Origin of the sequence: Methanobacterium formicicum (assembly GCF_029848115.1) — an archaeon.
Lineage (GTDB): Archaea > Methanobacteriota > Methanobacteria > Methanobacteriales > Methanobacteriaceae > Methanobacterium > Methanobacterium formicicum.
Genome location: NZ_JARVXG010000047.1, coordinates 62233 through 75445, shown reverse-complemented (window position 1 = coordinate 75445; position 13213 = coordinate 62233). Strand labels below are relative to the sequence as shown.

Below are 13213 nucleotides of genomic sequence, written 5' to 3'. Positions count from 1 at the left end.
AGGTATTCTGTTTTGGGAATGTTTCCGGAGACTATTGATTCTAGTGGATTGGTTGGAGCGGCGAAATTCTGTAACGGTATGGGTTTGTAGTTTCCGTTGTTGATTTGTATGGTGGCTGTTGCTAGTAGTTCTAAGAATTGTGACATAGTAACATGGGTAGTGCCGATTAGTACGTAATCGGGTAGTTGGTTGTATGTTTCTATGTAATTTCTCACATAAGATGCACTGGCTTTTATTTGGTCTATGGTGAAAGTTGTTGTGGGTTCTCCTGCAGCAAAATTATTATTACTATCAGAATCCGAGTTTGATTGAACTGTACTGTTCCCACTACTGCTATTTGATTCAGTGTTTGTTTGAGATGTGTTGTTTGTTTGAGATATATTATTTGTGTTAGTACTAGTTGAGTCTAGGCTATAATTAGTAGTGTTGTTAGTGGTCGAGTTTTTATAATCCATTTCACTCGTTGCGTATATCCCACTAATACTTGACAGTGTAATTACTAAAATTAACACTGCGAACAATATTTTTCTATTAATTTTACCGCCTCCATGTCCTCTAACATCTTCAAAAAAATCATCAGACGTTTTTGGACAACAAATGATCATTCACCATACTATATAAACATTTTCATCTATTTTTTTAAAAAAAGTCAATTTAAAGTCTTATTTTAAATTTAGGGGCTATTCTAAAGGTTTTGAAAAGTTGAGTGTAAACAGGCGTTATTCATTTGTTTTTTAAATGATTCAGCCACAATTATGTTTTATTTATAAAAAGAATAACTATTTAAAGCCATTATACTATTGGGGACTATCTTTAATCATTAAGTGAATGGACCGTGTAATTTAATAGTCTAAATAATGGCTTTTTTTCTTTAAAAGAGAAATATAATGAATACATGCATCTTTATATGATTAATTACTGTCCAATTAACTCTTGAATTAATTTTAAAGTTTAAAATGGTAAATAACCTTTATTTTTAATTGTTAGTAATTACCATAAACTTTTTAATTAATTATTATTTAAGTTGAGTTTTTTTAAATACAGGAACAGCACTTCATCATTAGGAATACACTATGTCTAAATATTTTGCGGTAGAATATTAAATTAGTGATTTTAACTGAAAATCCATTTTATCAAACCATTTCGATATTTGTTTCTTTGCATATGTATAATGGCCTGTTTTTTGTTTCAAGATATGTTTTTGATAAGTACTGTCCTATATATCAATAGAAAAAGCTGTATTCTTCCTAAAAACAATATGAAACTCATAGTTGAAGGCCATCCTCCTACGGGATCACCAAAGAGTAGGGTTCTAATAATATGATTATTATCGTGAATATCACAGCTAAAATGGAGAAAAAATACCAGTAATTGTTGAAACATTATCAATGAGAGTTTTGAGGTCATTTATCAAATTATTAATTATGGATAATATGGTTATCATCTCATTAGGATTCTATCCATTAACAAAAAATGAGTAAAAAATGTAATATTAATTAAATATTAATTTTTAATTAAAATATTTTCCCACCGGCAAACTGCAATTCCAGTGGTATCACCCAATTCTTCTATCTGTACTATCCAGTCAGAATCCCGATCATCGTGTTCCAGATCCAGCTCACGACACAATATACTGGCTACCTGACTGGAGAGTAAATCAGCAGAATTCAGATTCTCCATATCCCTCAACGTGTAACCATTGTCCCTTAACTCACACTTCACGGTAAACGATTCATTTTTGGCAACCTTGACCTGTACCAGTTTCTGAATAGTGTTAATTACTAGCTCAGGCGGTGAGGATACTATGGAATCCAAGGGTATTGCCCTTTTAATAGCCACGGTAGGAGTTTTTCTTAGTTCTTCAATGGCTTTGGCAGGATCAGAATCCATTTCCACGGTTACTGTGTCAAAATATTCTGATTGCATAATATAAAACCAGATTCCAATGTGATTGAAGGTTTTTTCAATTTCTTCCATCCCCAAAATTTCTGGTTTCATCATTTTCGGGCCATTTTCATCCATTTCTTCTTTAAATTTTACCAACAGAACAACAACATCTTTTTCTAACTGTTCATTACTTTTCATTCTATAACCCCCGCCCCCCTCATACTTAGTAGGAGGAGTCATAGCATAAGTATTAATAATAGTATGATATTAATAAATTTATGGGTTCATCTATTACCATAGATAGCAGGGCCAGTCTTAATGTGGATTTCGTGTTATCACTGTTTCTCCTTCTAGTGGTGGTTGGCGGTATCCTGGGAACAGTCCAGATAAGGTTAGAAACAGTTGAAAAGTCTGATGAAGCAGTTCAGGCACGTTTAATATCAGAAAAAGTTGCTTCTGCCATTGAAGAGGTTTATGCTGCAGGGGAAGGTCATGAAATAAGAATAGAAATGCCGGGTAATATTGAAGGGTCTCCGTACCAGGTTAAAGTAAATCAATCTGGGGTTAGGATTGATGTGGGTGGATGGACTGGTTACTCCTATTCTTTTTCCAAAAAAATATCAGACTATGCTCAAAATCAAAATGAAGTGATTATGCGGCCAAACACTAATTACACACTTCGCAATGTAAAGGAGGGTAAACGTAATATTGTGGTAATATTTTAGGAAAGAAATACTTTTACATTTTTATTACTCTATCAAATTAAAACATGGGGGTAATAATGAATATGGTTCTTAAAAAACTGTTTTTAATAAAAATACCCTTTATTAACTTTCCTCTGAGGATAAAACAGTTCATGTTAGTGAATGAGTATATTTTGCTGGATAAAAAAGGACAACTACCCATTGAATTTCTACTGGTTGTTGGTTTTAGTGTTCTAGTATTGATGCCCATGGCCCTGAGTCTCAGTAACGCCGGAGAACTTAACCAGGCCATGAGTGCAGCCCGGGCGGGGGCATTACAGGGAGCAACATCAGATAGCCTGGCCATATATCCTGAAGATACATTTCGTGCCTATCAACGGGAGCATCAACGGCTGTTGAATCCATCTGGAGTAAAGATAGTTAAGATCACCTATTTAAACCAGGGTTTTAATCAGAGTTATCAGAAGACTAAAATTCAGTTAAAAATTTATGCATCTGCACCATCGGTTCCTGATAAAACTGATAGAAACTGTTTAGGTGATAGAATCAATTTTCAGGCCCGTAAGAAAATTACAGAATCATTTAATACAGAAAATCTTACCAATTCTATGTACAATCCTGCTTTTTCCCAGAAATACATGTTCACCACGGCAAATGTCCAGTGGCAGTAAAATTTTTGATAACTTTTTGCATGCCCCGGTGGTAAGCAATGATTTTTCCCAAGGGATGAAGGTGATTTATGAGAATTGAGCTCATTGCCATGGATAAAAGTTGAAGTCAATAACTAGAACTCTTTTTTTTTGTTTTGCGGTTTAATAAGTTTTAATTAAACAATGAAATTTTTACTGAAATTATAAAAAATTTATAACCATATGAAAGACAACTTAATAATAGAATTGAAATGCCTATTGGTAACATTTACAGCTTAACACATGCTGTTTCAGTTATCCATCTACTCAATTTAATTAAATTAACATACACTGGTAGTGAATTATCAAAAAAGAGGGAAGTTCATGGCCAAGACTAAGAAAGAACAATTAGATGACACGCTTACAGCCCTAATGCAGGTGGGGCAGATAAAAGCATGTGGAATAGTATCTAAAGAGGGGCTGTTAATCAACTCCAGAACACCCCCTGATGTTGATGCCCGCATTTTCTCGGCACTCTGTTCCACCATTATGGGTGCGGCGGAGGCCGCCTCTGGGCAAATGGCCACCGGTGGAGTTAGTCAGGTATCGGTAAAAACTGATAAAGGAACCATTGTATTAATGCCTGCCGGTGCCAAAGCAATTTTAACTGCCTTAACCGAACCAGAAGCTCAACTAGGGCTCATACTGGTGGAAATGGAATCAATAGCCCAGGAAGTAAATCAGGTCATGGGTGAGTCTAAATGAAGAAAACTCACATTCCCAAACTGGATGATTTTTTGGGTGGGGGGATACCCGAAGGTTCATCTGTACTGTTCTATGCTGACCCCGGTGTTGAATGTGAGGCTTTTGGATATCAAACCCTGCAAAGCAGATTAGAAGAAGGGGATCATGGCTTCATTTTCACCAATGTAACGGAACCGAGCTCCATTCTTTATGAATTCGAGAAATTTGGATGGGATCTAGAAAAAGAAATGGAAGATGGCCAAGCCTTTTTTGTGGACGGAAGCTCGTATTTCATAGGGGTCCCAGTGATGGGTAAATATTCCATAGAAGATTATTCACAGATAGAAAAAGTGGTTCATACAGCAATAACTGATGTCCCGGATGGAGTAGGAGTTATAAATAATCTTTCGGCACTTATAGATTATCTTGATCCCGGGGAAACTGTGGGTATCATAAAAAAATGGAATAAGGCTGCCCGTGAAAATAAAACTATTTTACTCTATATATTCACAGAATGGGATTATGAAACTGATTTAATTGATGAAATAAAGGATTCAATGGATTGTCTGGTTAACCTGAGTACCATTGAAGAGAGAGTCATTATTGGGCAGGGATTCATGGTTACCGGAGCAACCTGGACCACACCCTCCAGTAGCATGGTACTTTTCAACATTCTGCGCCCGGGTGGAGTGAAGATTTTCATACCCAAGATCCTGGTAACGGGACCATATAATGCAGGAAAATCAAGTTTTGTTAAAAATATTGCCCCAAATTCGGTTTCTGTTGACAAAATGGCCTTGGGACAGGTTCCCACCACGGTCGCCATGGACATCGGCCATATGGAGCACAAAGGATTTGTTGCCGATGTTTTCGGAACACCAGGACAGGAACGTTTTGATCTTATACTTGATTTACTTTCCAAAGAAGCAGTGGGAGCATTTATCCTGGTGGATTCTACCGATCCTCATACATTTCCCCGTGCTAAAGAAATGATAAAAAAATGCAAGGCTGAGGCCATACCTAAAGTAATTGTGGCCAATAAACAGGACCTACCAAACTCACTAACACCGGATGAAATAAGGAAGGCAATGAGAATTGACTCTAGTATTCCCATAATTCCAGTTAGCATACTTAAGAATGAAGGAATTGATGAAGCCATAGATGCACTGTTAGAAATACTGTACAGGTGAATAAATGATCGTTCGCATTACCTCTGGAATAACTGGTTTCGATGAATTGACAGTACCCGGTGATGATCTAGGCTTTGCCCTGGGAGGAATCCCTGAAAACACAATAACACTATTATATGGTCCGGTAGGCGTGGGTAAATCTTTGTTCTGCCATAGTTTCACTTATGAGGGGCTAAGTACCGATGAACCCTGCTTATATTTAACCACTGACCAGAACTTCTCCACTATTTACCACAATATGGAAGACCTAGGATTTTCCCTCCAGGAATACATGGAGGGTAATATGTTGCAGGTAATAGATGCCTCCTATGGGGAAAAAATGGAAGACTCTCCCACTCACCAATCATCCCATGTTAAAAACCCCACAGATATACTGGTTAAGGTTAGCCGGGGAATCAATTCCATATCTCAAAATAATCCTCGTTTTCGCGGTGTTGTGGATTCAATAACTGCCATACTTGAATCCAATGATGAAATGCTGATAATGAGGGTGTTAAAAAGTTACATATTACGGGTGAAGGAAGCAGGGGGCACAGCGATAATCACCCATACTCAAGGATCAGCCGATCCCCGAACGGAAATAATTATCAAATCCATGGCCGATAATATCATCAAGGTGGATGGGGAAACACTGGTTATTGAGTCCATGAAGGGGTTAGGGCAGAAGAAAGCCCCCTACGAAATAACCGAAGAAGGCCTTATCCTCGGTAAAGAGGAATGAAATATTGAAAGTAATAATATTACAGGATAACAGCCCATTTACTAAAATAAATTTCATATAGGAGAATTCGATACAATGAGTATGATTGAAACTGGTATACCGGGCTTAGATGAATTATTATCATTAAATGATGGGGAAGGATTTCCTCAGAACACCACCACTCTGGTTTACGGACCCCCCAAGGTGGGTAAATCTATTTTTTCCTATCAATTTGCCTACCATGGATTGGACCTCAAGGAGCCCTGTCTGTACATCACCACTGATGATGGAATAAAACAATTAACCCAGAATATGATGGATTTTGGATGGTTTTTGCAGGGTTTTATTGATGAGGAACTTTTATACGTTATTGATTCAATATCTTCCCTATCTGGAGTACGTGTGGAAAATACTGCAACTTATGCTTCTTCCAAAATTAATGACCCCACTGATCTAATGGTTAAAGTTGGGTTGGGGACTCGTTTTGTTTTTAAAAAATCCAATGAATTTCGTTCTGTTTTTGATTCATTAACCACCCCCTTTGTTTTTAACCCGGAACCAATGGTTGTTCGTTTTTTGAAAACGTACCTAAGACGCCTGAAGGAAGCAGGGGCCACAGTACTGGTTAATTATACTGAAGGAGTTGCCTCCCCAGGCACAGAAAGAATACTCAAATCAATAGTCGACAATGTCATAATGCTTGATGGGAGTTATATGACATTTAAATCAAGTTATGACTTGATGGGAACTGCCAAATATGATATCACCGACCAGGGAATAGTTTTGGGAGAAGGGGAAATTCTGTGAGTAAAAGTGAATTTTCAAAACTTAATATATCCCATAAAATGACCGTGTAGTTAACCGCAGGATTATGATTTGGAGTAAGAGCCAGAAGGCACTTGTACAGTTATTAAATATAGAGTTCAGTGTGAAGATGGGGAGGAATTTGCTATGGAACTTTTTAAGGGAAAAGATGAGTATGGTGATTCTCTCAAAATACTTTTAGAACAGCTTTGGGAATATCAGGAGGCTGAAGCTAATTTAATGGTAGAAATTGCAACAATTCACTACGAAAATGGAGATACAGATAATACCATAGGATTTTTAGAAAAATCTGTGGAAATATACCATGAATTAGGTTTTGATGAGCAAGAAGCTACTATTCATGATTTAATCGGTGATGTGTATCGGAATATTGATGATCTTTCTAACGCTTTAGAACATTACCATAACTCGTTAAAAATAAGTTCCACTCTTAAAATACCACTTGAAGCAGAAGTTTCAGCTAAAATTGAGGAATGTGAAGCTCAACTGGAAAAAATAAAAGATAAAAAAGTTAATAAGACAGTTCCCATGGGATTAAAGGTATCTGATGAATCATCTGAGCCTGAGGAGTCCATAGATTATATAAAACTGGGAACTAGGCTGGATGATATTATTGTACTTCTGGATGAATCAGCAGTTTATGGCACTTACCAGAAATATGAAAATCCCATGTTCCATCTGGAAGAAGCCTATCAAATGGCGAGCAGTATTGATGATAAAAAAGGGGAAGCAGCTTTACTCCTGATAATGGGTGATGTTTCCCTTAAAGCAGAAAAAACCAAAAAAGCCCTGGATTTTTTCCATAAATCCCTCAATTTCTTCCAGAGAATTGGTGATAAAAAGGGTGAATCAATTTCTCGGTTGCTGATGGGAACGGCATATTTTTTACTGGGTGATGTAAATGAAGGTTCTGAATATCTTCGCCAGTCCATGGACATAATACATGGTTTAGATGATCCGGTTCTTGAAAAGGCAGCTTTAGAACTTTTAAACTCAATATATGACTGATTTTACATCTACCTTATTTCTCATTTTTACTGGAATTTTCAAATTAAGCTTATATCAACGGGGTTACTATTTTCTCGACCATTAATCCCTGATTCTGCTATTTTGTATATTAATATAACAATATTGTTTTTAATTAAATTAAACAAAAAAATATGGAAAAAAGTGGTTTTTTAAAAAAAAATAAGTACTTTGATTTTTTAGAACATACGTGCCTTTAAGATGTAGGCCAGGATTATTCCCAGTGCTCCAAAGATTAATCCAATTAACCATACGATTTTAACCACATCTTTCTCTTCCATGGGCCGTTTTAATATCCAGCGGATCAGTGAATTAAAACCAGTCTCTGGTGCCATCAGTTTCCCATCTTCTCCCACCTGGGTGGGCTGGTGTTGTTGTCTTTCCATGACCCCCGCACTGTGGAGCTTGAGCAACATATCGATTATGTTGGGTATGAGTACAATCAGGGCAATGATTCGTACCCGGCCAATAAAGGCCACGACTACAATGGTTGCTCCAATGATGAGTGTACCTACATCTCCCGGGAAAACATTGGATGGGTGTCGGTTGTAGTAAAGGAAAGCCAGGAGGGATCCTAGCATACACATACTGATTACCGCCACATCGTACTTGCCCATGATAATACAGGCAATACTCAGCGAGGTCATGGCAATGGCACCCAGGCCAGATTCAATTCCATTTAACCCGGCCAACATGTTGGTGAGATTGGCGGCAATGGTAACTGCAATGGGGATGAGTAAAAGGTAGATAAGGTCCACGTTAGGCGGAGCAATCCATATAAGGGGCAAACCTGCCAGCCAGAGAAGTATAAGCTTTTCCTTGGAAGACAACATTACCAAATCATCCACCATTCCCACCAAACCTACCAGGAGGATCACCAGTAGAGTTATAGTGAGCTGGAACTGCAACTCTGGATAGAAATAAATACCCAGAAATATCCCGATAATAAATCCAAAAAGAATACCAATACCACCCATTTCTGCCACCGCGGGTTTGGATGGTTTATGAATGTCTCGACCCACAATATCGGCAGCCTTTAATTTCTTAATAAGGCGAGGCATACTCAGAAAAGTTACCAGAAAGGCCACCAGGGCACAGATAGCCGAGGTCAAAAATAGATTCTGGTAGAGAAGTATAAGATTGGGTTCCATTTTTCATCACCGTTTTAAGAGGGAGTACACAGTTCTAAGGGGAATATCGAGTTTTGAAGAGATATCCTTAGCTGAAACTCCCTGTTTATATAGATTTTTAACTTCATTAACTGTATCTGTAGTGTATTTATTTTTCCTCCCTGGTTTAAGGGGGGATTTTTTAAGGTAATAAATAGTTTTAAGTGGTATATTCAGATTTTCTGATATTTCACGTGGTGAATATCCTGATTTTAATAAATCATGTACTTTGTGAGTGTCTTTTTCACTGTACTTTTTGGGTCTGCCTTTCTTTTCTATGGATACAACAGTAACTCCCAGTTCTTCTAAGGCCTGGAGGTACTTTGGTGAGATTCGTGCGAACAGACTAGTGGGAATTGTAATCTTCTTTAGATGAGGGTATTCCTCCAGTAATTCCATGATCCTGCTGAATGATAGTGGTTTATTCACGTAAATTTCTTCTTTTACCGTGTTATCATCTTTCAATAAAGAACCACTTCCCAGTGAGATCATTTATTCTCTATTCATTAATCCATAAGAACCCAATTCATAAAAACATTTTCTAAATAAATCAGGATGGGGTGTCTAAAAAAATGATTAATAATATTTACTTTTTCATCATGGCCATGAACTGTTTGGCCCGGGAACTAGCTGGTCTTTGCAGGGTGCCCAGGGTCTCTTTACCCTTCAAAACATCTTCAACTTCTATAGAAAATAGTTCGGCTGCTTTTGCTACCGGCAGGTTTCCCTCACTGGAAAGCAGAGCAGCACCCAGGGCAGGTCCCATCTGCAGGTGGAGACCTTTCATCTTTTTTTCCACGGAAAATTTTTGGGCCAGCACCCTTCCCATGTGGGGTATGTAGGTGATGTTTTCTGAAAGGTATTCCTGCATAATCCTCACCACATCAACTTCAAAGTCCTGGAAAGCCTTCATCTGATTGGTGTCCAAACCCGGTCGAAGGTAAGGGAAAGGGCCGGAATACTTATTTCTCCGATCATAGGAGGTGGTTAAGTAGTAGTGTAGGAGATCCCACAAAATATATATCCGAGGAATTTCAAGGAATAAAGACTTTTCAAGCAAATTTTTCTCTTTTAAATCATTTTGAAGGGGTTCTTCAGGTTTTCCGTCCCCATTTAGTAAACCCCTTTCCTCTAATTCCTTTTGCAGGTAAAAATTTTTAAGACTCTCGGGGTCATCTCCAGTATCATATTTATTGGCCTTTATCTTGGAAATTTCCAAGGCTTCCTGGTATTCTTCAACTTTACCTTTATTATGAAGAGTTTTTTCCAGAAGATCCGGCAGAAATTGGAGTATCCTATTCTCGGCGTACTTAACATAGCCCAATGAAAGGGCAGTTTGCACGTGTTTATCATTTATAATGGACGGTTTCTTGCGGTGAAACTGCATCATTTCAATACGGGCGTTGGAACCGTACTGGCTGCGAATTTCCTTTTCGTAATTGGCCTCTTCCTGGGCATCAATGGTCACCCTCTTCCGGACCCAGCGGCTATCTTCCATAACCTTAATAACCAGGGAAACTGTCTTTACTATTCCTCTCTTCTCCTGTTTCAGGATGCGTACCATACTACGAAAGGCTTCCCTGCTCCGGGGGCTTAGATCAGATAGTTTAACCATGTAATCTCCAGAAAGGGGTAAAAAGGGGATAATTTCCAGGCGATAAACACCTTCCTGATTTACATGTAACCTTAAATTATCCTGACCACATTCACAGTTTCCCCGGGTTAGGAGTGATATTTCATGGCCTCTGTACTTTCTATGGCATGAAGAACATTCCAAGGTGGCAAATTCTTCTAAATGTCCAATGGCAATCTTGTGGGAGGACATGGCTGATTTTACCCTGTCCAGGATGTTTTTCTTGGCAGCAGCATTCATCCGGAAATACTGGGTGTGGCGGCTGACATCGTACATATCCTCGGCCTTGGTTTCACCGGTGAGGGGACGGCCGTACTTGTTAATGGAGCGGTAAGGCGCAGTATAGCCCTTAATCTCCATGGTCTCTCTCATGTCCTGGAGGGTATCCATGTTGTTCTTGAGGTAAGTGTAAAGGGAGAGGAATTTTTCCGGGCTTTCCATGTCACTTAATGAAATTTCCCTTCTCTTTATCTGATCCAGAAAACGCTCGGATTTTCCAATGAGTACAGATTCATTCATGGTATTCCTTCATAATTATATCGGTCACAGCCCGTTTTAGATGGAAGTTCCCTCCCTGGTAATTCCATCCTTATTAATCACAATAGTTTTACAACCCCCTACCTTATACCTTCGCCTATGGTAGCGTCAGAAGCGGTTAAGAGAGTGGAACTATCTCCTGCTGCTAATACCATTCCCTCGGATTTAATTCCGAAGAGTTTGGCTGGTTTGAGGTTCACCAGAATGATCACCTTCTGGTTGAGTATTTCTTCTGGTGAGTATTTAGTGGCTAAACCAGCTACCACCTGTAGCTGTTTATCCTTAACATCTACCATCAGTTTAAGCAGTTTGTCAGAGCCTTTAACTTTCTCTGCTCCAATTATTTTACCCACCCTCAGGTCCAGTTTAGCAAAATCATCAATACTTATTAGATCATCCATGGTTTCTTTCTCCTCTAAATTTTTATACAGTGTTTCCTTTTCCTGGGCAATTACATCATCATCAATTTTAGCAAATAATGGTTTGGCCTTTGATATGGGGGTTCCTGGTGCCAGGAATTCAGCTGATTCTTCCCATTTTAAGTTATCTTCCAGGCCAAGTATTTCCCTCATTTCCATGGATTTAGATGGAAGATAAGGATTTATAACCATACTTATCACCTTGGCCAGCTGATTACATAGATAAAGGGTAGTAGCGGCCCTATCACTTTCTTCCTTGACAGTTTTCCAGGGTTCCTGGTCGTTGAAGTATTTATTCCCCACTTTAGCCAGTTTAACAATCTCTTTAAGACCTTCCCGGAAATCAAAGTTTTCAATACATTCCGCTACCCTACCAGGGGTGGCGTTGATCTCTTCAACCAGTTCCAGATCATCCTCGTTGTATGAACCAGGTTCTGGTAGGACTCCCTGGAAGAACCGGTGGGTAAAGGAGAAGGTACGGTGCATGAAATTCCCCACCACATCGGCCAGTTCATCATTGACCCTTCTCTGGAAGTCATCCCAGGAGAAGTCCGTGTCCCGGGTTAAGGGTGCGTTGGCCACCAGGTAGTACCGCAACAGATCTGCATGGAATTTTTCCATGAAATCAGAAGCCCAGATCACCCAGTTCTTACTGGTTGACATTTTACGACCCTCCAGTGAAAGGTACTCTCCAGCCACTATGTTATAGGGAAGTTTGCAGTCATGGGCCAGGAGCATGGCCTGCCAGAATATGGAATGGTGGTAAATAATATCCTTACCAATGAAATGCACCGCCCGATCATCCCAGTAGGGCTCCCATGCTTTGTTTTCACGGCGAGCCCACTGTGCAGCGGAAGAGATGTATCCCAAAAATGCCTCTCCCCACACGTAGATTATCTTACCCTCAGCATCATCCAGGGGGACAGGTATACCCCAATCCATATCCCTGGTGAGTATCCAGTCCTTCAAGCCCTCATTTATCCATTGCATGGCATAATTACGGACATTAGCCGGTAAAACGGGATTACCATCAATGACTTCTTTTAGTTTATCCTGAAAATGACTTAAACGGAAATAGTACTGTTCTGACTCCCTTACTTCTGGTTCACTGTCACAGATAAGGCAGTGTGGTTCCACCAGCTGCACTGGTTCCAGGTGGCGGCCACAAGTCTCACAGTGGTCACCACGTGCTCCCTCCCCACCACAATGAGGGCAGGTACCCTCCACATAGCGGTCCGGGAGGAAACGTTCACAATGGGAACAGTAAAGCTGTTTAATGGTTTTAGGGTAGATACAATCTTTCTGGTAAAGATCTAAAAAGAAGTTCTGTGATATTTCATAATGCAGGGGGTCGGTGGTTCGGGAGAAGTTATCAAAGGAAATATCTGATAATTCCAGGTCCCTTTGGATCAGTTCCCAGTTGCGGGTGGCAACATCCAGAGGTGATACTCCTTCCTTTTCGGCCTGAACAGCAATGGGTGTTCCATGTTCATCAGTGGCACACACAAACAGCACATCAGTGCCCTTCATCCGATGATAACGGGCATAAATATCAGCAGGTATGTAGGTTGAACGCAGGTGTCCCAGATGGCAGGGGCCATTGGCGTAGGGCAGTGCGCAGGTGATAAATACTTTATTTGAATCTTTACTCAAAGATATTCCTCCTATAATCTCCTTGTTAAGCATGATACAACATATTTTACCTTAGATATCTATTTTTAAATATTTATTAACCATCTTACAGTAAAAA

Annotated in this window: 12 protein-coding genes and 1 pseudogene; 7 read left to right on the top strand and 6 right to left on the bottom strand. The window is 39.3% G+C overall.

The annotated features are described in order from the left end of the window. Nucleotides 1-215: pseudogene (locus tag QC759_RS06030) on the bottom strand (pseudomurein-binding protein); the annotation flags it as partial. Between the two features lie 1288 nt (nucleotides 216-1503). Further along, the gene (locus QC759_RS06025; RefSeq protein ID WP_048073355.1) at nucleotides 1504-2085 is read right to left on the bottom strand and encodes an RNA-binding protein; all 582 of its coding nucleotides are present in this window, start codon (nucleotides 2083-2085) and stop codon (nucleotides 1504-1506) included. Nucleotides 2086-2216: 131 nt separating this feature from the next. Between QC759_RS06025 and QC759_RS06020 the strand changes: the two genes are divergently transcribed. The 7 genes from QC759_RS06020 (at nucleotide 2217) to QC759_RS05990 (ending at nucleotide 7687) form a co-directional block, all read left to right on the top strand. Then, on the top strand, nucleotides 2217-2612 hold the full coding sequence (locus QC759_RS06020) for a hypothetical protein (protein WP_276698636.1): 396 nt from the start codon (nucleotides 2217-2219) through the stop codon (nucleotides 2610-2612). Between the two features lie 56 nt (nucleotides 2613-2668). Then, nucleotides 2669-3262 carry a hypothetical protein gene (locus tag QC759_RS06015; protein WP_279845335.1) on the top strand — a complete coding sequence of 198 codons (594 nt, stop codon included), beginning with the start codon at nucleotides 2669-2671 and terminating at the stop codon, nucleotides 3260-3262. 342 nt (nucleotides 3263-3604) lie between these two features. Beyond that, on the top strand, nucleotides 3605-3985 hold the full coding sequence (locus QC759_RS06010; protein ID WP_048073354.1) for a roadblock/LC7 domain-containing protein: 381 nt from the start codon (nucleotides 3605-3607) through the stop codon (nucleotides 3983-3985). Continuing rightward, nucleotides 3982-5154 (top strand): ATPase domain-containing protein, encoded by a 1173-nt coding sequence (locus QC759_RS06005; protein WP_048073353.1) that lies wholly within the window; start codon nucleotides 3982-3984, stop codon nucleotides 5152-5154. The genes QC759_RS06010 and QC759_RS06005 overlap by 4 nt, the downstream gene beginning before the upstream one ends. Before the next feature lie 4 nt (nucleotides 5155-5158). Then, the gene (locus QC759_RS06000) at nucleotides 5159-5875 is read left to right on the top strand and encodes an RAD55 family ATPase (RefSeq protein ID WP_048073352.1); all 717 of its coding nucleotides are present in this window, start codon (nucleotides 5159-5161) and stop codon (nucleotides 5873-5875) included. 75 nt (nucleotides 5876-5950) lie between these two features. Further along, nucleotides 5951-6661: an RAD55 family ATPase gene (locus QC759_RS05995; protein WP_048073351.1), complete on the top strand. Its 711-nt coding sequence runs from the start codon at nucleotides 5951-5953 to the stop codon at nucleotides 6659-6661. A 144-nt stretch (nucleotides 6662-6805) separates the two neighbouring features. Beyond that, the gene (locus QC759_RS05990; protein ID WP_048073350.1) at nucleotides 6806-7687 is read left to right on the top strand and encodes a tetratricopeptide repeat protein; all 882 of its coding nucleotides are present in this window, start codon (nucleotides 6806-6808) and stop codon (nucleotides 7685-7687) included. A 197-nt stretch (nucleotides 7688-7884) separates the two neighbouring features. On the opposite strand, the gene QC759_RS05985 is transcribed toward QC759_RS05990, so the two are convergent. The 4 genes from QC759_RS05985 to metG form a co-directional block, all read right to left on the bottom strand. Beyond that, nucleotides 7885-8856 carry an MraY family glycosyltransferase gene (locus tag QC759_RS05985; RefSeq protein WP_048073349.1) on the bottom strand — a complete coding sequence of 324 codons (972 nt, stop codon included), beginning with the start codon at nucleotides 8854-8856 and terminating at the stop codon, nucleotides 7885-7887. Nucleotides 8857-8862: 6 nt separating this feature from the next. Next, nucleotides 8863-9366 (bottom strand): helix-turn-helix domain-containing protein, encoded by a 504-nt coding sequence (locus QC759_RS05980; RefSeq protein WP_048073348.1) that lies wholly within the window; start codon nucleotides 9364-9366, stop codon nucleotides 8863-8865. A 94-nt stretch (nucleotides 9367-9460) separates the two neighbouring features. Continuing rightward, on the bottom strand, nucleotides 9461-11026 hold the full coding sequence (locus tag QC759_RS05975) for a DUF530 domain-containing protein (protein WP_048073347.1): 1566 nt from the start codon (nucleotides 11024-11026) through the stop codon (nucleotides 9461-9463). Nucleotides 11027-11124: 98 nt separating this feature from the next. After that, on the bottom strand, nucleotides 11125-13149 hold the full coding sequence (metG, locus tag QC759_RS05970; RefSeq protein WP_279845332.1) for a methionine--tRNA ligase: 2025 nt from the start codon (nucleotides 13147-13149) through the stop codon (nucleotides 11125-11127). Between the last annotated feature and the right edge of the window lie 64 nt (nucleotides 13150-13213).